This window comes from Acinetobacter sp. PC34 (assembly GCF_051789135.1).
Lineage (GTDB): Bacteria > Pseudomonadota > Gammaproteobacteria > Pseudomonadales > Moraxellaceae > Acinetobacter > Acinetobacter johnsonii.
Genome location: NZ_CP196664.1, coordinates 2,861,376 through 2,880,052, shown reverse-complemented (window position 1 = coordinate 2,880,052; position 18,677 = coordinate 2,861,376). Strand labels below are relative to the sequence as shown.

Annotated in this window: 21 protein-coding genes; 14 read left to right on the top strand and 7 right to left on the bottom strand. The window is 41.8% G+C overall.

Annotation, left to right across the window (positions count from 1 at the left end; translation table 11 throughout):
- Positions 1–6: 6 nt before the first annotated feature.
- Complete coding sequence (locus tag ACSC9N_RS14085; protein ID WP_010325941.1) at positions 7–567, bottom strand: hypothetical protein; 561 nt, start codon at positions 565–567, stop codon at positions 7–9.
- A 133-nt stretch (positions 568–700) separates the two neighbouring features.
- Here ACSC9N_RS14085 and ACSC9N_RS14080 point away from each other — a divergent pair, with 133 nt between their 5' ends.
- Complete coding sequence (locus ACSC9N_RS14080; protein ID WP_010325942.1) at positions 701–994, top strand: hypothetical protein; 294 nt, start codon at positions 701–703, stop codon at positions 992–994.
- 1 nt (position 995) lies between these two features.
- Positions 996–1,424, top strand: a complete 429-nt coding sequence (locus ACSC9N_RS14075; RefSeq protein ID WP_010325943.1) for a YqaA family protein — start codon at positions 996–998, stop codon at positions 1,422–1,424.
- A gap of 111 nt (positions 1,425–1,535) precedes the next feature.
- Here the strand turns inward: ACSC9N_RS14075 and ACSC9N_RS14070 are convergent, their stop codons facing one another.
- Positions 1,536–2,267 (bottom strand): energy transducer TonB, encoded by a 732-nt coding sequence (locus tag ACSC9N_RS14070; protein ID WP_010325944.1) that lies wholly within the window; start codon positions 2,265–2,267, stop codon positions 1,536–1,538.
- A 104-nt stretch (positions 2,268–2,371) separates the two neighbouring features.
- Positions 2,372–3,625: an MFS transporter gene (locus ACSC9N_RS14065; RefSeq protein WP_130234913.1), complete on the bottom strand. Its 1,254-nt coding sequence runs from the start codon at positions 3,623–3,625 to the stop codon at positions 2,372–2,374.
- A gap of 221 nt (positions 3,626–3,846) precedes the next feature.
- On the opposite strand from ACSC9N_RS14065, the gene rpmI reads away from it, so the two are divergent.
- The 4 genes from rpmI (at position 3,847) to ACSC9N_RS14045 (ending at position 5,459) form a co-directional block, all read left to right on the top strand.
- Entirely contained in the window at positions 3,847–4,041 is a 195-nt protein-coding gene (gene rpmI, locus ACSC9N_RS14060) for a 50S ribosomal protein L35 (RefSeq protein ID WP_004278281.1), read from the top strand.
- Between the two features lie 11 nt (positions 4,042–4,052).
- On the top strand, positions 4,053–4,412 hold the full coding sequence (gene rplT, locus ACSC9N_RS14055) for a 50S ribosomal protein L20 (protein WP_004692276.1): 360 nt from the start codon (positions 4,053–4,055) through the stop codon (positions 4,410–4,412).
- 153 nt (positions 4,413–4,565) lie between these two features.
- Positions 4,566–5,117: an adenylate kinase gene (locus ACSC9N_RS14050; protein ID WP_130234914.1), complete on the top strand. Its 552-nt coding sequence runs from the start codon at positions 4,566–4,568 to the stop codon at positions 5,115–5,117.
- A gap of 129 nt (positions 5,118–5,246) precedes the next feature.
- Positions 5,247–5,459, top strand: a complete 213-nt coding sequence (locus ACSC9N_RS14045; protein ID WP_004692273.1) for a hypothetical protein — start codon at positions 5,247–5,249, stop codon at positions 5,457–5,459.
- Between the two features lie 61 nt (positions 5,460–5,520).
- On the opposite strand, the gene ACSC9N_RS14040 is transcribed toward ACSC9N_RS14045, so the two are convergent.
- On the bottom strand, positions 5,521–6,537 hold the full coding sequence (locus ACSC9N_RS14040; protein ID WP_010325946.1) for a hypothetical protein: 1,017 nt from the start codon (positions 6,535–6,537) through the stop codon (positions 5,521–5,523).
- A 157-nt stretch (positions 6,538–6,694) separates the two neighbouring features.
- Here ACSC9N_RS14040 and pheS point away from each other — a divergent pair, with 157 nt between their 5' ends.
- The 3 genes from pheS (at position 6,695) to ACSC9N_RS14025 (ending at position 10,482) form a co-directional block, all read left to right on the top strand.
- Positions 6,695–7,675, top strand: a complete 981-nt coding sequence (gene pheS / locus ACSC9N_RS14035) for a phenylalanine--tRNA ligase subunit alpha (protein ID WP_439036080.1) — start codon at positions 6,695–6,697, stop codon at positions 7,673–7,675.
- Positions 7,676–7,807: 132 nt separating this feature from the next.
- On the top strand, positions 7,808–10,189 hold the full coding sequence (gene pheT / locus ACSC9N_RS14030) for a phenylalanine--tRNA ligase subunit beta (RefSeq protein ID WP_010325947.1): 2,382 nt from the start codon (positions 7,808–7,810) through the stop codon (positions 10,187–10,189).
- Complete coding sequence (locus tag ACSC9N_RS14025; RefSeq protein ID WP_004649746.1) at positions 10,186–10,482, top strand: integration host factor subunit alpha; 297 nt, start codon at positions 10,186–10,188, stop codon at positions 10,480–10,482. Before pheT ends, ACSC9N_RS14025 begins: the two co-directional genes overlap by 4 nt.
- Positions 10,483–10,622: 140 nt before the next feature.
- Here ACSC9N_RS14025 and ACSC9N_RS14020 read toward each other — a convergent pair whose 3' ends face one another.
- The 3 genes from ACSC9N_RS14020 to trxA all read right to left on the bottom strand — a co-directional run bounded on the left by ACSC9N_RS14020 (position 10,623) and on the right by trxA (position 13,214).
- Complete coding sequence (locus ACSC9N_RS14020; protein WP_010325948.1) at positions 10,623–10,877, bottom strand: hypothetical protein; 255 nt, start codon at positions 10,875–10,877, stop codon at positions 10,623–10,625.
- A gap of 411 nt (positions 10,878–11,288) precedes the next feature.
- Positions 11,289–12,557, bottom strand: coding sequence for a transcription termination factor Rho (rho, locus tag ACSC9N_RS14015; RefSeq protein ID WP_004692266.1), 1,269 nt, complete (start codon positions 12,555–12,557; stop codon positions 11,289–11,291).
- Positions 12,558–12,887: 330 nt separating this feature from the next.
- Positions 12,888–13,214: a thioredoxin gene (gene trxA / locus ACSC9N_RS14010; protein WP_004692264.1), complete on the bottom strand. Its 327-nt coding sequence runs from the start codon at positions 13,212–13,214 to the stop codon at positions 12,888–12,890.
- Positions 13,215–13,477: 263 nt separating this feature from the next.
- Between trxA and ppx the strand changes: the two genes are divergently transcribed.
- From ppx to ACSC9N_RS13985, 5 genes are read left to right on the top strand one after another with little or no spacing between them, the layout of a single operon-like run.
- Entirely contained in the window at positions 13,478–15,001 is a 1,524-nt protein-coding gene (ppx, locus tag ACSC9N_RS14005; RefSeq protein ID WP_004692262.1) for an exopolyphosphatase, read from the top strand.
- Between the two features lie 30 nt (positions 15,002–15,031).
- The gene (locus tag ACSC9N_RS14000; protein ID WP_004692261.1) at positions 15,032–15,856 is read left to right on the top strand and encodes an acetyl-CoA carboxylase carboxyltransferase subunit alpha; all 825 of its coding nucleotides are present in this window, start codon (positions 15,032–15,034) and stop codon (positions 15,854–15,856) included.
- Positions 15,793–17,139 (top strand): tRNA lysidine(34) synthetase TilS, encoded by a 1,347-nt coding sequence (tilS, locus tag ACSC9N_RS13995; RefSeq protein ID WP_081241747.1) that lies wholly within the window; start codon positions 15,793–15,795, stop codon positions 17,137–17,139. Before ACSC9N_RS14000 ends, tilS begins: the two co-directional genes overlap by 64 nt.
- Positions 17,140–17,167: 28 nt before the next feature.
- Positions 17,168–17,998 carry a pyrroline-5-carboxylate reductase gene (gene proC / locus ACSC9N_RS13990; protein WP_010325950.1) on the top strand — a complete coding sequence of 277 codons (831 nt, stop codon included), beginning with the start codon at positions 17,168–17,170 and terminating at the stop codon, positions 17,996–17,998.
- A 25-nt stretch (positions 17,999–18,023) separates the two neighbouring features.
- Complete coding sequence (locus ACSC9N_RS13985; protein WP_004979206.1) at positions 18,024–18,593, top strand: YggT family protein; 570 nt, start codon at positions 18,024–18,026, stop codon at positions 18,591–18,593.
- Positions 18,594–18,677 lie beyond the last annotated feature (84 nt).

The following is an 18,677-nucleotide window of genomic DNA, read 5'->3' as shown; positions in this document are numbered from 1 at the left end:
GGGTGATTAAAAACCATCCACTTCCACAAAATTTATATTTTTAATATGTTTAAATTTATATGTTTTAGAATTTCGTTTATCTGTTAACACCTCATTTGAGCGATAGAGTAAATCATGGTTAAGATTAATAAACCAGTTATGAAATAGTTTGCGTGTTGATGAGTTTGGGGGAAGTTCAATAAGATTGCCGTTAATTAAGTCTTTAATTTGTTGAGTATCAAAATCTATATTTTCGAAACTATGTGCAAACTTATTGCGAATTTTTCTTAATCCTTCAAGTTGCTTATATTCATCATCCTCAATTAAGCCTAATGCGTGACATAGATGAATTTTTGATGAAAATTGACCTATAGGAGCATTAAATCCATCTAGTAGTATTTTTGCAGATTTTGAATCTCGTAAAAAAGAGTACAAAATTAGTGTTAATTGCTCCTCAAGTACTGCTGCGACAATTAATGCAGCGCCACGATCAGTTTCCGGGTACAAAGATTGGATTTTTAAAGCGTTCTCAAAAACTTTAGGATATTTAAATTTCATTTCTTCTTGATATTTATCCCACTCATCCACTTGATATACCCCTATCTTTTGTTTGCTGTGTTAAAGGACTTTATCCTTTCTAAGAAAAATTCTTCAGTATGTTAATATCTCATACTTACAGAACATTTTTGTGGTTTTAAAAATTGAAAGTTAGTAGGTAGTAATGAAAAAAGAGTTTTTCCTCAATTTAACCCGCATTATTGAAGCGAATCCTAAAATCTATCTCAGTATTATTGTGGGGATTGCAGGATGTTTGATGCTATTTGTAGCTGAAGCGGTACACATTCAAAAAATCATTGAACTGCTGAATACTAAAGATCAGGTGGTACTGCGTGCTGCAATTGAACCGCTTGCCGATAAATATTCATGGTCACGTTGGTCTTTGTTGATTCTGGCATTGATCTGGTCAAGTTTTGCCTATAGCTCAACCAAGAAAAAGCTGGGTTTAAAATCATAAAATGATGTGGGCCTTAGGACTACTTTTCCTTTCTGCTTTTGGGGCGGCGACACTGCTGCCGTTACAGTCAGAAGTAGTCTTGGTGGGATTGTTGGCTCAGATGCAGTATCCAGTGTGGTTGTTGGTAGCTGTTGCCAGTCTAGGTAATATCTTAGGTAGCTGTGTGAATTGGTGGCTCGGCTTGAAAGTTGAGCAATACAAAAACAAAAAATGGTTTCCCGTCTCAGAGCAAAAGATGTTGCAGGCGCAGGGCATTTATCAAAAATATGGTTTTTGGTCTTTATTGCTCAGTTGGGTGCCCGTTATTGGTGATCCGATTACCCTCATTGCAGGACTACTCAAGGAAAACTTTGTTCGTTTTGTCGTGATGGTGAGTATTGCGAAAATAGGACGCTATCTTTTTGTGTATTGGATGTTTAGTCAGTTCTAATTATTTTCAAGTACTGAGAGCGGCTGGCCACATGCTTATATTGGCTGAATGGGTTTAAAGTTTATATAGAGAGATGACACGAGTGAGTGAAAACTCGTGTCATGCTAAATTTTAACGACAAGCATTTAGATCGAATTCAATCGCATCTTTAAATTTAGACTTTTTATAGAGCCACAGTGTACTTGCTGTGCGTTTAACACTGACTTTGCTATTTGCAACGGCTTGTAAAACCTGTTGATCAAGCGCGTAGATACCTGAACCTTTGATAATTTTAGGCTTCTTGATGTTGCCGTGTTTATCGGCTTTAAAGCTAAATTTAATTTGACGGTCATGATCATTTAACTGCGTTGAATCTAGCGCAAGCTTAGGTTGAGCCTGATATTGAAAAGGCACTTTTTGCTGCTGCTGTTGCGCACGCCAGTTTTTCGAGTCAAAGCTATAGTTACATGCTTCGGCATCATCTGGGGTTAAGTTTAAATTAAAAACTTGATAACCAATGACAGCTAAAGCGGTGTCGTCCTCCATAAACGGTTTTACTTTGGCTTGAAGCACGGCATTTACCAGCTTTTCATCTAAAGCTTTGAGTCCAGTCGTTTCTTGGACTGTCGCTTTGGTCACATCACCTGTTTCATCTGCATACACACGAATAATTGCTGCACGGTTTTTTTGATTTAAATCGCTATTTTTATATTGGGGTTTGGGAAAATCTACCCATTGAATACGCGTGGTCAAATGCGCCGATTGAGCTGAACTTTTTTGGATGGTGAGTTCTAATGGTGGTTGAGCTGCATGACTGAGATGAAAGGGCAGTGTAGACAATGCGAGCAAGAAGAGTGGTTTCATATGATCGATTTCTTTTATAACGCATCCAGTGCGCATGACTTAAATAATTGTTGCGAGTATTTCCTGAATTAGAAAGACTCGCAAGTTATATTGTTAAATTAAAACTATTTTTGCTCGGCTTGGGTGATGTCTACACCAAATAAGTCTTTGGTTTTAGTCCAACTCAGTGCGACCACCAAGAGTGTCATGCCGCCGCCAAAAACCGTTGCAATCACAGGGCCTAAATATTTTGCTGCAAGACCTGACTCAAATGCTCCCAGTTCATTACTACTCGACACAAACATGCCATTTACAGCTGCAACACGGCCTCGCATATTCTCAGGAGGATAAATTTGTAAAATGGTCTGACGAATTACCACTGAAATACTGTAACATGCACCCGTCATAGCAAGAGTAAACAAAGATAACCAGAGGTAGTTTGAGTAAGCGAACAATAAGGTGAATAGGCCAAAACCTGCAACAGCAAGCAGCATATTGCGCCATGCATGTCGTGTGGGCGGAAAACGCGTCAGCGCAATCATGGTGATGAGTGCACCAATCGAAGGTGCTGCCCGTAAATAGCCCAATCCTTCAGGCCCAATTTTCAAAATATCTTCAGCAAAGATCGGGAGTAAAGCGATCACACCGCCGAACAGCACTGAGACTAAGTCGAGTGAGATGGCCCAGAGAACGATTTTAGTTTTAGCAATAAAGCGAAAACCTTCACCTAAACTTTGTAGTACACGTTCCGTTTCAATTTTAGGAAAAGTGCGTTTGCTTAAAAGATTGACGAGTAAGAAGCACAGACTAAGCAGCACCGCCACACTGATGAAACTGGTTTCACGGCCTAAAAATGCCAGCATAAATCCACCCAGCATTGGCCCAATAATCACCCCGCTTTGCCAACCAATGGTAGTCCATGTGGCACCATTGGCATAAAGTTCCCGAGGAATTAAAAAGGGTTTGAGTGATGTTGCAGATGGATTATAGAAACCTCGAATTATTCCTAAGCCAAAGATCACGGCATAAACACCCCATGACAGGGTGGAGAGTTCAATGTGCTTTAAGCCATAAGCATGAAATAACCCCCATAAAACCAAGGGTAGAGGAATGGCAAAGAATAAGCAGATTTTCATGATGGTTTGCTTATTAAAGCGATCTGCAAAATAACCGCCCCATAAGGAGAGCGCAATAAAGGGGATTGCTTCTGCCAGACCAATCAAGCCTAAAGTGAGAGGATCTTTGGTAATTTTATACAAAGAATACGCCACAATAATTTCCTGAATCAAAATGGCAAGCGTCAGACAAAATTGATTGAGCGTAACAATAGAGAAGTCTCGGTATCGGAGTGCGGCAAAAGCATCCTGTGTAGCGTTCATAAGGGTACAGTATGGAATGGATGAGGCATTATACGACTTGGACTAAACCACGGTTATAAAATCATCGCTTAAAGCTTATCGGGAAATAAACTAAGCTTGCTTTTATTGTTGATTATTTGCTTTTGTTTTAGACAAAGTTCGATTAGAATATTCGCTCCCTTACCTGCAGGTCGTTTTGCAATGGTGCAAACGTTCCGAACAGGTGTTCAAAAGAGGTTGTTATGCCTAAGATGAAAACTCGCCGTGGTGCAGCTAAGCGTTTTAAAGCTACTGCTAACGGTTTCAAGCGTAAACAAGCGTTCAAACGCCACATTTTGACCAAAAAATCTGCTAAGCGTATTCGTCAATTACGCGGCTGTGTAATGGTTCACGTGAGTGACGTTGCTTCAGTTCGTCGTATGTGCCCATACATCTAAGGAGATTATAAATGGCTCGTGTAAAACGTGGTGTACAGGCTCATCGCCGTCATAAAAAAATTCTTGCTCGTGCTAAAGGTTACTACGGCGCTCGTTCACGCGTATATCGCGTAGCGTTCCAAGCAGTAATCAAAGCGGGTCAATACGCTTACCGTGACCGTCGTCAGAAAAAACGTCAATTCCGTGCTCTATGGATTGCGCGTATTAATGCTGGTGCTCGTCTAAATGGTTTATCGTACAGCCGTATGATCGCTGGCTTGAAAAAAGCTCAAGTGATTATCGACCGTCGCGTACTTGCTGACATCGCTATGCATGACGCAGTTGCATTCGCTGCTTTAGCTTCTAAAGCTAAAGATGCATTAGCTGCATAAGTCTTTAAGACTTAAAGAAAGACCGCTTTTTAGTGGTCTTTTTTATGGCTGATTATTTTTTGAATCAAATTTTTTTATGGGTCAAAGGTGAGACTGTGATACAACCATAATTAGGTATGATAAGAAAGACCGCATCAGCGTTAGGCCAGTACAATGAAAAGAATCAATGTCGTAGGAACTTCTGCTACAGGAAAATCTACATTTTCCAGAGCTTTGGCCGAAAAGTTAGATTTGCATTATATCGAGTTGGATAATTTGTTTTGGTTAGACGACTGGCAAGAATGTCCTGATGAGGTGTTCTTTGCCAAGATTGAGTCAGAAGTACAAAAAGCAATACAGGGCTATGTGATCGATGGTAACTATACCCGTGCCATTCCTGTGAAATGGGCGGAAATTGATACTGTCATTTGGTTGGACTTACCGTTTCCAGTCAACCTGTACCGTTCTGTGAAGCGTGCTGTTCAGCGGGCATGGGCACAACAGGATTTATGGGAAAACTCGAATAATCGGGAAAGCTTGCTACGGATGTTTGGTCGGGATTCGATTATTTGGTGGATGATTAAAACGCATGCTAAAAACCGACAGAAATACTTAAAAATGATGCAGATGCCTGAATATCAACATATACAGTGGATTCATTTAAAGACACCAAAACAAGTGAGTCGTTTTTTAGATCAGTTGGCTGTTGAAAAGCATAACGTTTAAATTAAAAAAGCTCAGTGCGTACTCAGCGATTAAGGTGAACCTTTAAGCTTTAGTTACATAAATCTGCTTTAATCTCAAAGGTGGCCGATGCCTAATAAATAAAAAGATTAAAAAGAAAAGGAGCAGGATATGCTTGCAGAAATTACTGGGATGGGACAGGGAAGTATCACGGTGGAATTACAAATGATTCCCAGAAAAGGTGAGTCAGTCAAAATTATGTATGGACCTGATGCGGAGCTAGAGGGTGAGGTGGTTTCGGTTAATCATTATATTAATCAACATGCCAATCAGCATAAGGTACAAATCAAAATCCGGCCCTTCAATCTTCTAATTACCGCCTGAAGAAATTGAGACCATAAAAAAGCGCTTTTTGAGAGGAGCGCTTTGATATATCTCTAATAGCTTATAAGCCAAAATAATAGCCAACTACACAGATCAAAATCGTAATTATGATTAAAGCAAATACCCCGGTTTTCCCCGATTTGTGGTGTGTTTCATGAGGCTTGGTCTCTATCGCACTTAATTTAGGTGTTGAATGATTGCGAGCATCAAGTGGTGTAGTTGTGTCTTTGGGTGTGAGCTGCGCGGTTTGATAGTGATTGGCCACTTTCACGATAAACTTGGTACTTAAATCATCAATCTTTTGCTCAAAATGACGTAGGTTCAATTGCTCATCTGGCGTGAGCACTTGGCCTTCTGCATTGTAAGGATGTTGAATCTTAGTCTGGATCAATGCTGATAACGCATCTAAGCGATACAGAGTTTGATGTGCATAATCGGCAGTATAGTCTGTTGGTAAAAGAGCGAGACGGTGGGCTTCATCTGTGGCCTCTTGTTGTCCATAGTACGGTAAGTCTACTGTCTCGGGTTCTACTAAACCTTGTGAAAATGACGCACTAAATAGTTCTTGTTCGGTAAAGTTTTCGATTTCATCCCATTTCGGCGTTTGTAAATCCGATTCAATACGTTTGCTGAGCTTGTGATTCAGTTCAAAACGCCATAAATTTTCGCTACGGATTGAGCTTTGTTGCGTTTTTGGAGTTATAAAATCGTGTTCAGCGCTGTACCATTCAGCCAGTTCTTTACCAAAAATCCAAGCTGTTTTTTGTTGTGCTTGATGGCTCACAATAATATGTGGGGTCGCAAGGAGTTCAACATTTGGGTTAGGGTTCTTTTCGTCTGCTAGCAATGTTGAACTATGCAGACTGAGCTGTTTGACCCCTTGTTTTTTTAAGGCTTCAAGCCAGACCTGAAAATGCTGAGCCAGTAAATGTTGGCTATTCAGATCACGAAACTGAAAGCAATGTCGGTCAAAAATGGCATGTTCTAACCAACGTTGGAAACTTAGGTTGTGGCGTAAATATTCATTGCCATAAGTAACTAAAGTAAGTTGTTGTTGCCAAATAGGATCAAGCGACATCGTTTGTTGTTCTCTTCTGTGATGACACTATCTTAACCTGTTTATAAAACCATGTACTAAACAAATTTTCCTGATCGTAGAGCTTCATCAACGTGCTTAAAAACTGATAGAATATGGGGTTTTATTAATTTTATAAATTGTTGCTTTGAGAGTTACTATGTCACTGGAAGCCCTGACCACTGAAGCGCTTGCTGCGATTGCAGCAGCAGAGGACCTTGCTACACTCGATCAAGTACGAGTGCAGTTTACGGGTAAGAAAAGCCAGCTCGCTGAGCAATCCAAAGCTTTAGGCAAGATGGACCCTGAAGAGCGTAAAAATTTTGGTGCGCAAATTCATGCAGTTCGCGAAGCGATTACCGGTGCTTTAACTGAACGCCAAACACAATTACAACAAACGGCGTTGGCGCAAAAACTCGCAAGTGAAACGGTGGATATTACTTTACCGGGTCGTGGTCAAACGATTGGTAGTATTCACCCTGTTACTCAAGTGCAAGAGCGCATTTGTCAGTTCTTTACCAAAGCCGGTTTTGTGATTGAAACTGGCCCAGAAGTTGAAGATGACTACCACAACTTTGAAGCTTTAAATATTCCAGGGCATCACCCTGCGCGTGCAATGCACGATACATTCTATTTTGATGCGACACATTTGTTACGTACCCATACTTCGGGTGTGCAGATTCGTACCATGGAAACCCAGCAACCCCCGATTCGTATTGTGTGCCCAGGTCGTGTATACCGCTGTGACTCTGACCAAACGCATTCGCCAATGTTCCATCAAATTGAAGGTTTGTATGTAGCTGAAAATACTAGCTTTGCAGAACTGAAAGGTTTATTGGTCAATCTGTTAAACGAATTCTTTGAAAAAGACTTAAAAGTACGTTTCCGTCCATCTTATTTCCCATTCACAGAGCCAAGCGCTGAAGTGGATATTATGGATGAGCGTGGTAAATGGTTAGAAGTGCTTGGTTGTGGCATGGTACATCCAAATGTCTTACAGGCAGCAGGGATTGATCCTGAAAAATACAAAGGCTTTGCTTTCGGTCTAGGTGTGGAACGTTTTGCGATGCTTCGTTATGGCATCAATGACTTACGTATGTTCTACCAAAACGATGTGCGTTTCTTACGCCAATTTGCTTAAACAGATTTATACCTCTCCCAGCCTCTCCTTGAAGGAGAGGAGTTGTTTGTGATGACTCGGGGTTCTCCTTCTTTTCCAAAAGAGGGAGTTAGAGGGGGATTCAAAAATTTAGATTTATAGGTTTTTAACAAAATGAAAATTAGCGAAAATTGGTTGCGTACATGGGTTAACCCAGCCGTTGATAGCAATACTTTATCTGATCAACTGACCATGTTGGGTTTAGAGGTCGATGATTTATCGCCTGCGGCAAAACCGTTCACTGGCGTGGTTGTTGGTGAAGTGTTGACGGTAGAGCAACATCCTGATGCAGACCGTTTACGTGTGACCACTGTGAATATTGGTTCAGGCGAGCCGTTACAAATAGTGTGTGGTGCACCAAACGTACGGGTTGGTATGAAAGCCCCTGTGGCAACCATTGGTGCTGTGCTTCCAGGCGATTTCAAAATCAAGAAAGGCAAACTTCGTGGCATTGAATCACAAGGGATGTTGTGTGGTGCATCTGAAATTGATCTAGAAGACAAAATTGATGGCCTTTTAGAGCTGCCCGTTGATGCACCTGTCGGTGTGGATATTCGTGAATATTTAAATTTAGATGATCATGTCATTGATATCAGCATCACGCCAAACCGTGGTGACTGTTTTAGTATTCGTGGTATTGCCCGTGAAATTGGGGTAATTAACCAACTGACTGTGACTGCACCTGAAATTAATGCCGTTGCCGCGACTATTGCTGATGAGAAAAAAGTTGTGGTGAGCACTGAAGGCTGCCCGCGCTATTTAGGTCGTGTGATTAAAAACGTGAATACCAAAGCAGCAACCCCAGAATGGATGGAACGCGCTTTGGTTCGCTCAGGGATTCGTCAGCACAGTATTTTGGTTGATATTACCAATTATGTACTGATGGAGTTGGGTCAACCGCTCCATGCTTTTGATGCAGCAAAAATTCAAGGTTCAGTCCAAGTTCGCCAAGCGAATGCATCTGAAAAATTGGTTCTACTGAATGAACAAGAAGTGGAGCTGAATGAAAAAGTCATGGTGATTGCGGATGATGAAAAAGCATTGGCGATTGCAGGCATTATGGGTGGCATGTCTTCATCTGTAGGTGATGACACTCAAGACATTTTCTTGGAGTCTGCATTCTTTGCACCATTAGCCATTGCGGGTCGTGCCCGTAGCTTTGGTTTGCATACCGATGCGTCGCAGCGTTATGAGCGTGGCGTGGATTTTGAACTGCCAATGCTCGCGATGCACCGTGCATCACAATTGATTGCAGACTTGGCGGGGGGGGAGTTCGGTCCAATTACGACTGCGGAACAAGCGACTGTTTTGCCAAAGCGTGAAGCGATTGAGTTACAACAAGCTCAAGTCGATCAATTGTTGGGTTATTCGGTTGAAGGTGCATTTATTGCAGATGCATTAACCCGTTTAGGTTGTGCTGTGACGGTTAAAGCAGAAGGTCAGTGGTCTGTCGTACCGCCTTCACACCGTTATGATATGGCAATCTACCAAGACCTGATTGAAGAAGTTGCGCGTATTCATGGTTATGACAATATTCAAATCAGTTTGCCAAAAATTGAAGCGCAATTGGCTCAATATCAAGACCAATTTGAAATGATTCAATTGCGTCAAACTTTAGTGACGCTCGGCTACCAAGAAGCGATTAGTTTTAGCTTTGCAGATTTGAAACTTGAAAAGCAACTCAATGCGGCTGTGAATCCTTTGGCTTTGGCTAACCCGATTTCAAGTGATTTGGCCGTGATGCGTTCAACTTTGCTGTCGAGTTTGATTCCGTGTGTGCAATACAATGTCAATCGTCAGCAACAGCGGGTGCGTTTCTTTGAGTTGGGTTTACGGTTTGATTATCAAGATGCTGAATCTATTCATGATTTGAAACAAATTCCTACCCTTGCAGTGATTGCAACAGGTGCAAAAACTTCAGAAACTTGGCATGCTAAACCTCAAGCTATGGATTTCTTTGATTTCAAAGGTGAAATTGAAGAAGTATTGGCGGCGGGTCGTGTGCAAGTAGATTATGTTCGTTCTGAGCGTAGCTGGTTGCATCCAGGACAGTCTGCTGAGATTTTAGTCAATGGTCAATCTATTGGTTACTTTGGTCGATTACATCCATCTTTAGAAGATGCACTGGATTTGAGTACAACTTGGGTGGCTGAACTTGATCAATCGGCTGTTTTGCAAACTTATGTATCTAATTTTACAGAATTATCACGTTTTCCGTCGGTTAGACGTGATATTGCGCTTTTAATTAGTGATAAGATAAATGTAAGTGAAATTCAGCAACTTATCGAAAAAACAGGTGGTGAGCTTTTAGACTCGACTTGGTTGTTCGATGTGTACACTGGGCAAGGCGTTGAAGACGGTAAGCGCTCATTGGCATTTGCACTTCTTTGGCAACACCCATCACGTACGCTTGAAGATGCTGAAATTAAATCCGGTATGGATCATATTTTACAAGTGTTGGAAAACACTTATCAGGCGACATTGAGGGCTTCATGACAGCATTAACAAAAGCGGAAATGGCTGACCATCTAAGTGAGCTCACGAGTTTAAACCGTCGTGAAGCTAAGCAAATGGTCGAGTTGTTCTTTGATGAGATTAGCCAAGCGCTAATCTCTGGTGAGCAAGTTAAACTTTCTGGTTTCGGTAACTTCGAGTTGCGTGATAAACGTCAACGTCCAGGTCGTAACCCGAAAACGGGTGAAGAAATTCCGATTTCTGCACGCCGTGTAGTGACCTTCCGCGCAGGGCAGAAATTCCGCCAGCGTGTGGGAAATGAGCAGATCGATTGATCTGCTTTTTTTGCTTAGAATTTTTCTGATTGTTTGGCTGATTTAATTCTTGCCAACTAGCAGAGCTCTGTTTTTGATAAATTTTGAGCATAAAAAAAGAGAGCCATAGGCTCTCTTTTTTTACTAACTAATCTAAAAGATTAGTGAGCAGCTTCAGAAGCAGCAGCTTCAACAACTTCAGAAGCAGCAGCAGTAGCTTCAGAAGCAGCAACAGTAGCTTCAGAAGCAGCAGCAGCAGCGTCTACAGCAACTTCAGATGCAGCTTCAACAGCTTCAGATGCAGCAGCAACTTCAGATGCAGCTTCAGCAGCAGGAGCTTCTTCTTTCTTAGCACAGCCAACGAAAGCTAAAGTAGTAGCAACTGCAGCAGCAATAGCGATTTTTTTGAATAACATGGCATCACTCTCTAAAATATGAGATTAAAAAAAACCGACGTTAGTCTGTTGTGTGCTTTTATTGTTCCTAATTTTGCTAGGGACTAACAATGCAGGAGCAGCCTAACTGGTCTGCAAATATGCTATCACTGCGCATTTTGAATTGCTACTAGCTGGGATGAAAAAATTGATAAAAAAGGTCTAAAAACAGGGCTTTTTTAACAGAAAATAACAATCAATGATGAGGTTTGTATTGGAGAAGTGCCAAATAAACATTTAAAAAGATGAAGGTTTTTTATTTCAAATTTTTGTTTATCAAAAACTTGCAAATAAGTTTACAGAGAGTCGGATGAAATGTTGCTTTGTGTAAGCTAAGTCAACCAAATAAAAAGGCTGTCGTTAAGACAGCCTTTTTAGGTAAAGCAGGTCGGATTAGCTGGTCGCTTTACGCTTCATTTGATCAAAGAAATCATCGTTGGTTTTGGTTTCTTTCATGCGATCAAGTAGGAATTCCATTGCTGCAAGTTCATCTTGGGTGTGAAGTAACTTACGTAAAATCCAGACTTTACGTAGATTGTCTTCAGACATTAAGCGCTCTTCGCGACGGGTGCCAGACTTTTTGATATTCATCGCAGGGAAGACACGTTTTTCCGCAATACGGCGATCCAGTGTAATTTCTTGGTTACCTGTACCTTTAAATTCTTCGTAGATCACTTCATCCATTTTACTGCCAGTTTCAATCAGGGCTGTAGAAATGATGGTTAGTGAGCCACCTTCTTCAATATTACGTGCTGCACCGAAGAAACGCTTAGGGCGTTCCAGCGCATGTGCATCCACACCACCAGTTAAAACCTTACCAGATGAAGGAACAACTGTATTGTAAGCACGAGCTAAACGGGTAATGGAGTCTAGAAGAATCACAACGTCTTTCTTGTGCTCAACCAAACGTTTTGCTTTTTCAATCACCATTTCAGCCACTTGAACGTGACGAGCAGGAGATTCATCAAACGTTGACGCAATGACTTCACCACGAACAGTACGTTCCATTTCGGTCACTTCTTCAGGGCGTTCGTCAATGAGAAGAACGATCAGGAAGCACTCAGGGTTGTTACGCACAATCGACTGAGCGATGTTTTGTAACAACATGGTTTTACCCGCTTTTGGCGGCGCTACGATAATTGAACGTTGGCCTTTACCGATAGGTGCAACCAAGTCAACTACACGTGCAGTTAAATCTTCTGTCGTCCCGTTACCAAGTTCCATCACCAATTGCTCAGTTGGGAAAAGTGGTGTTAAGTTTTCAAACAAGATTTTGTTACGTGAGTTTTCTGGCGTGTCGTAGTTAATTTGGTTCACTTTTAACAGTGCAAAATAACGTTCGCCTTCTTTGGGTGGGCGAATGGTTCCCGTAATGGTGTCACCAGTACGTAGATTGAAACGACGAATTTGAGATGGGCTAACATAAATGTCATCTGGGCCTGCAAGGTAAGAACCCGCTGCAGAGCGTAAGAAGCCGAAGCCATCTGACAGAATTTCCAAAACGCCATCCCCAAAGATCTCTTCGCCATTCATCGCATGGCGCTTTAAGATGGCAAAAATAATGTCTTGCTTACGGTTACGAGCCATTCCTTCGAGGCCCATAAATTCAGCAATTTTGATGAGTTCGCCAATCGGTTTTTTCTTGAGTTCGGTTAAATTCATAGGAGGTCAGATAAGAATCAAAAATTCTAAATTACAGGATGAAAAGGAAGCAACATTTAGCCGCAGACATGCAATGAAGTAACGCAATTGTATTTGAACTATAACAATTCAGAGGACTGATTCATTGTTTGAAGAGAAACGTGTCAAAACAATTTGTATTGCCGAGCGGCGATCTTATGTGTTGTGTCTTTTAAGAAAATGACAGGATTGAATAATCCTTTATCTCTTGATCATGCAATATAAGAGAGAAAGACAGACTTGTCAATTTATAGCCGAAAAAAATACGCTGTTGTTTAGACAGCGTATTTCATTTTCAATCTAAACGGATGCTTAAATGTTTTCTTCAATGAAAGCAGTCAATTTCGATTTTGGTGCAGCGCCCACTTGTTGAGCAACAACTTCACCATTTTTGAACATGAGTAATGCAGGAATGTTACGGATGTTATAGTTCACAGCTGTTGCTTCGCAAGAAGTCACGTCAACCTTAACAATCTTCACTTTACCTTCGTATTCGTTCGCCAATACTTCTAATACAGGTGCAATTGCTTTACATGGCGCACACCAGCCTGCCCAGAAGTCAACAAGCACAGGAACGTCTGATTGAAGTACATCAGCGTCGAAGTTTGTATCAGTTGTATTTACGATATTGCCAGACATGGATAGCTCCAGTTTCAATTTTTGGATAGTTTTATGGCTAATAGTATGTCATAGCCTGCTATCACTGAGTAGATGGATTACTAAATTTTCAACCTTTAGTTTGAATTTGTCTAATTGAAGCTCACGATGTTACTGATCGTGTAACACAATTGTCATATATGCCGAAATTTTAAAAGCTCGTCAATTTCTGACCATAAATGGCTTTTAAATTGCATGGAGGTGAATTAATCTAAGCACAATTCTGTATAGGTTTATATTAAATCATGTCTGATTTTTTGATTGATGAAGAGTTACTTGCTGCCATCGATATGGGGTCGAACAGCTTCCACTTAGCGATTGCGCGAGTGGACCATGGCGAAGTGAAAAAAGTTGCGTCAATGTCAGAAAAAGTACAGTTAGCAGCGGGTTTAGATGAAAATAAAAACTTAACAGAAGCCGCACAGCAACGTGGTTTGGCCTGCTTATCTCGATTTGTCGGACGTTTAGGTTCGGTTCAGCCGAATCGTTTAAGAATTGTGGCGACCAATGCGCTACGCCAAGCCAAAAATGGACACGAATTTATTCAAAAAGCGGCAGAAATTTTGCCGAAGCACATCGAAATTATTGCCGGTCGTGAAGAGGCTCGTCTGATTTATTTGGGTGTATCTCATACCATGGTAAACAGTGGGCGCCGCCTTGTGATTGATATCGGTGGGGGATCAACAGAGCTGATTATTGGTGAAGAATTTGAGCCCATTCATACCGAATCTTTACAAATGGGCTGTGTAGCATTTACCAAAGCTTTCTTTGTTGATGGTGAAATTAACCAAAAAAGTTTTGATAAAGCCGTGGTTGCAGCACGTAAGGAACTGTCTGGTATTGCCAATACCTATAAAGAAGCGGGTTGGGATACGGTGGTCGGTTCGAGTGGAACCATCAAGGCGTGCCGTCAAATTACTGTGAATATGGGCTGGAGTAATGAAAAAGAAGAGCTCACCCGTGACGGTTTAGATAAGCTCAAAGAAAAATTGCTCAAATACAAACATGTCGCTGAGATGGAGTTTGATGGTCTGAAAGAAGACCGTCGAGCAGTTTTGCCAGCCGGAATCGCTATTTTGTATGCCATTTTTGATGTACTCGAACTGGATAAATTGGTGTATTCAGATGGTGCCCTACGCGAAGGGGTGATGTATGACTTGCTCGGACGTTTTCAACATGAGGATATTCGAGATCGTTCTGTACAAGCGTTAATGGGCCGTTATAACGCCGATCCAAAACAAGCTGAACGAGTCGTGAACATGGCTCAGCATTTGTTCGATGGTGTGGCGGATTCACTGAAATTAACCACGGAAGACAGTGATTTACTGCGTCGTGCAGCTTATCTGCATGAAATTGGTTTAGCAATTAGCCATGCGGGCTACCATCGTCATGGCGCATATTTGTTGCAACATTCTGACATTGCGGGATTCTCGCAAATTGATCAAAACCATCTATCACATTTGGTGGCCCATCACCGTCGTAAGCTGCGTAGTGACGCGCGTGTCGATGTGATGAAAGTCGGCGGCAACAAATTAGTCTATCTGTGTTTGTTACTTCGCCTTGCTGTTTTACTCAATCATAGTCGTAGCGATCAGATGCTTCCTGCCATTGAATTAACAGTAGGCAATGCGCAACAATGGCAGCTGAGTGTTTCTGGTAATGCCGCGCAATGGCCTTTGCTGGTTGCAGACTTGCATGATGAGCAAGCGCAATTTAAGCATTGGGATGTTGAGCTGGATATCCAATCAGAACAATTTGTCGATGAATAAATTGGTCAATTAGGGATTTATGGTTGAGCTATGAAGAATAAAGCTGCGCAATCCAAAGCATGGACGACGGTTCAAATTGCACGTCATCCTGAGCGTCCGCAATTTTTAGATTATGTGAGTGAAATTTTTACCGAATTTGATGCTTTGCATGGTGATCGCTTATTTGGTGATGATGGTGCAATGATCGGTGGATTAGCTCGCTTTGAAGGTCAGCCAGTCATGATTGTGGGTCAACACCGTGGTCGTAGTACGCGTGAAAAGTTACAACATAACTTTGGTATGAGTAACCCAGAAGGTTACCGTAAATCACAACGTTTACTCGATATGGCTGAACGTTTTAATCTACCCGTCTTTACATTTATTGATACCATGGGTGCATATCCAGGTGTGGGTGCAGAAGAACGTGGTCAGGCTGAAGCAATTGCAACGTCTTTGGCACAACTTTCAAGCTTGAAAGTGCCTGTCATTGCAACTGTACTCGGTGAAGGCGGTTCAGGCGGTGCACTGGGTATTGGTGTGGCTGACCGTGTGGTGATGTTATCCCATAGTATTTATTCAGTCATTTCACCTGAAGGCTGTGCGTCTATTTTATGGAAAACAGCTGAAAAAGCAGAGCAAGCCAGCGAAGCTTTGGCATTGACTGCTGAAAAACTACAGAAAATTGGTATTGTTGAATATGTGGTCGATGAAGGTGAAGGCGCTCATCTCAACCCAGAACAAGTCATGCATGCTTTAAAAACCGTTTTAAAAGATGCATTGGCTGAGTTGCAACCAATGGATGCGAATGAACGATGCGAAGCACGTTACCAACGTTTAATGAAGTTTGGCAGCGACAATTTAGGGCTAGTGTCTTAACTGAGTTTCAGGATACGCCTGAACAGCCTCATTTTTTAATCGGATGTAGTGGTGGCATGGATTCCATGTTGCTACTCCATTTGATGTCTCATTTATTTCCCAAGCGCATTCGTGCCATCTATATTGATCATCAATTGCAGGATGTCAGTCCGCAGTGGGGCAGCTTTGTTCAAGAACAATGCTATGTCTTGGATGTCCCATGTGTGATTCAAGCGGTGGATGTTGATACAGGCAATGTAGAAAGCCAAGCACGTAGTGCACGTTATGCTGCCTTTCAGAAGCATCTTCTTGCCAATGAAATTTTAGTTCTCGCTCATCATCAACAAGATCAAGCTGAAACCATTTTACTCCGTTTACTCTCTGGTGCGGGAATTCATGGACTTGCCGCCATGCAGAGCATCGACATACGAGAGGAATTTACAATTTGGCGCCCGCTATTGGCTTTGCCCAGACAGCAAATTGAGCTGTGGGCCGCTGAGATGCAGCTAAGAAATATTCAAGACCAAACCAATTTTGATACCAGTTATGATCGTGCATGGTGCCGAGCTGAATTGTGGCCAATTTTAGAACAACGCTTTCCGAAAATGCAGCAAGCTTTGGCGCGTACTAGTTATTTAATGCAAGATGCCGAAACGATTTTGGCCGATGTATTGGCGCAAGACTGGGCCAGTTGCGGGAATGCTGCGGTTTTAAACTTAACCCCATTTCGTCAGTTATCTGCACCGAGACAGCGACAGTTGCTCTCTGCTTGGATGAAAGGTGAGGATTTATATCGTCCTGCTTTTGATATGGTGCAACGCCTGTTTGATGAAGTGATTGAATCCAAAGTGGATGCCCAAGCCGCATTGCATTGGAACCAATATTATTATGTACGCTATCAACAGCAGCTCTTTCGTGTCAGTAAAACAGAGTATTTGGCGGAACAATTTCAGACGATTGAGTCAATTGAGCAACGGTTTAGTTTAGATCAAGCTTATGGATTTGCTTCAGGGAAATTTCGCATTGAAACACAAAAATATGGACTGTCTTCTGCATTATTAGAGCAGCCTTTACAGATAAAACCACGTTTAGGTGGAGAAAAATTGCATTTGTATGGACGTGTTGGGGCATGGCCGTTGAAAAAAGCCATTCAGAGCGCACAAATTTTTCCGTGGCAACGTCATACAATACAAATATTAAGCATAGATAATGTTATGCTTGGTGTTTTTACGCCTAAAGGATTTTGGTTGGTCGAGTCGGCTTATTGTGAAGCGGGTGGATGGCAACCAAATTTAATCGCTTAGTTAAAAAATTCAGGATAGAGAAATAATCATGAGCGCAGTGTTGAATCGTAATATTTGTTTTATCGGCGGTGGTAACATGGCTCAAGCCCTCATTGGTGGCTTGATTTCACGTGGTTTACCTTCAACTCGCATTACGGTTTCTGATCCTGTTGAACAAGTTCGTCATTTATTGGCTGAAAAAGACTTGGTGGTGACTGAGGATAACGCATCTGCTATTCGTGAAGCCGATGTCGTGGTCTTAGCGGTTAAACCTCAAGTTTTAGCCAATGTTTTAAAGCCATTAAACGGTTTATTTGACGGTAAGTTGATTATTTCGATTGTTGCGGGTGCTGAAATTGCAACGATTGCTGCATTAGCTGGCAGTAATCGTATTGTTCGTGTAATGCCCAATACACCTGCTTTAGTACAAACAGGTGCGAATGGTTTATATGCCACTGAGGCTGTAGATAAAGAAGACCGTGATTTGGCGAGCCAAGTACTGGCTGCAACAGGCTTGACTTTATGGGTAGGCGAGGAAGCGCAAATTGATGCTGTGACGGCGGTGTCTGGTTCAGGTCCTGCGTATTTCTTCTATATGATGGAAAGCATGATCCGTGCAGGTAAAAACCTCGGTCTAGATGAAAAAGTAGCAACGGCATTGACGTTGCAAACGGCATTGGGTGCGGCACAAATGGCAATCACGAGCTCAAATACACCAGCTGAATTGCGTAAAAATGTCACTTCACCGAATGGTACAACCCAAGCGGCACTTGAAGTGTTTGATCGTGCACAAATTTCACAAAATATCCAAGCTGCATTGGCTGCTGCTCAAAAGCGCAGTCAGGAACTTGCTCAAGAGCTGAGTGAAAGTAGCAAATAATCGTTTTATTTAGGAAAGTTCAAGTATGGGTGCAAACTCTGCGCTAATTTTTGGCATCATTATTAACGTTGCAATTTTACTGGTGTTCTTCCGCTTTCTCATGCAGTTGGCAGCGGTTAACTTTTATAACCCAGTGGTGATGTCGACCGTAAAAGCCACAAAAATTGTGGATATGTTTGGTCGTATTTTTCCAAATGTAGCGAAAGGCCGCGTTAACTTAGCGGCTTTAGTGCTTTTGGTTTTATTGTACTTACTGAAAATTTTTGGCGTCATGTATCTCTCTGGAGCGATGCCAAATAGTCCTGTGCATTTGGTCATTCTAACTTTTGTGACCATGATTCAGGACTTGATTCGTTTCTGCCGTTACTTGATTTTTGCAACGATTATTTTAAGTTGGGTGGTGATGTTTACGCAGTCACGCTCGCCTTATATCGAAGTGATTCAGGAGCTTGCTGAACCATTATTGGCACCGTTTCGCCGTTTGTTGCCCAATATGGGCATGATTGATCTTTCTCCAATCGTAGCGTTCTTAGCGCTGTATATTGCCGAAATGATTATGAATGAAGTGGCGATTGTTCTGCTCACTGGTTTATAAGATTGTAGCGAATAAAAAAAGGACTCGATTGCGAGTCCTTTTTTTGTGGTTGAATTTTTTAGGTGAAGACGTTGATATTTCTTC

Excerpts from the sequence above, each read along its gene's own strand:
- ACSC9N_RS14050 (WP_130234914.1), top strand. The coding sequence starts at position 4,566 with ATGAAAAGAATCAATGTCGTAGGAACTTCTGCTACAGGAAAATCTACA.
- ACSC9N_RS14020 (WP_010325948.1), bottom strand. The coding sequence starts at position 10,877 with ATGTTATTCAAAAAAATCGCTATTGCTGCTGCAGTTGCTACTACTTTA.
- rpmI (WP_004278281.1), top strand. The coding sequence starts at position 3,847 with ATGCCTAAGATGAAAACTCGCCGTGGTGCAGCTAAGCGTTTTAAAGCT.
- ACSC9N_RS14000 (WP_004692261.1), top strand. The coding sequence starts at position 15,032 with ATGAAGAATAAAGCTGCGCAATCCAAAGCATGGACGACGGTTCAAATT.
- pheT (WP_010325947.1), top strand. The coding sequence starts at position 7,808 with ATGAAAATTAGCGAAAATTGGTTGCGTACATGGGTTAACCCAGCCGTT.
- ACSC9N_RS14075 (WP_010325943.1), top strand. The coding sequence starts at position 996 with ATGATGTGGGCCTTAGGACTACTTTTCCTTTCTGCTTTTGGGGCGGCG.
- ACSC9N_RS14025 (WP_004649746.1), top strand. The coding sequence starts at position 10,186 with ATGACAGCATTAACAAAAGCGGAAATGGCTGACCATCTAAGTGAGCTC.
- tilS (WP_081241747.1), top strand. The coding sequence starts at position 15,793 with ATGCGAAGCACGTTACCAACGTTTAATGAAGTTTGGCAGCGACAATTT.
- proC (WP_010325950.1), top strand. The coding sequence starts at position 17,168 with ATGAGCGCAGTGTTGAATCGTAATATTTGTTTTATCGGCGGTGGTAAC.
- pheS (WP_439036080.1), top strand. The coding sequence starts at position 6,695 with ATGTCACTGGAAGCCCTGACCACTGAAGCGCTTGCTGCGATTGCAGCA.
- ACSC9N_RS14070 (WP_010325944.1), bottom strand. The coding sequence starts at position 2,267 with ATGAAACCACTCTTCTTGCTCGCATTGTCTACACTGCCCTTTCATCTC.
- ACSC9N_RS14045 (WP_004692273.1), top strand. The coding sequence starts at position 5,247 with ATGCTTGCAGAAATTACTGGGATGGGACAGGGAAGTATCACGGTGGAA.
- rplT (WP_004692276.1), top strand. The coding sequence starts at position 4,053 with ATGGCTCGTGTAAAACGTGGTGTACAGGCTCATCGCCGTCATAAAAAA.
- trxA (WP_004692264.1), bottom strand. The coding sequence starts at position 13,214 with ATGTCTGGCAATATCGTAAATACAACTGATACAAACTTCGACGCTGAT.
- ACSC9N_RS14065 (WP_130234913.1), bottom strand. The coding sequence starts at position 3,625 with ATGAACGCTACACAGGATGCTTTTGCCGCACTCCGATACCGAGACTTC.
- ACSC9N_RS13985 (WP_004979206.1), top strand. The coding sequence starts at position 18,024 with ATGGGTGCAAACTCTGCGCTAATTTTTGGCATCATTATTAACGTTGCA.
- rho (WP_004692266.1), bottom strand. The coding sequence starts at position 12,557 with ATGAATTTAACCGAACTCAAGAAAAAACCGATTGGCGAACTCATCAAA.
- ACSC9N_RS14040 (WP_010325946.1), bottom strand. The coding sequence starts at position 6,537 with ATGTCGCTTGATCCTATTTGGCAACAACAACTTACTTTAGTTACTTAT.
- ppx (WP_004692262.1), top strand. The coding sequence starts at position 13,478 with ATGTCTGATTTTTTGATTGATGAAGAGTTACTTGCTGCCATCGATATG.
- ACSC9N_RS14080 (WP_010325942.1), top strand. The coding sequence starts at position 701 with ATGAAAAAAGAGTTTTTCCTCAATTTAACCCGCATTATTGAAGCGAAT.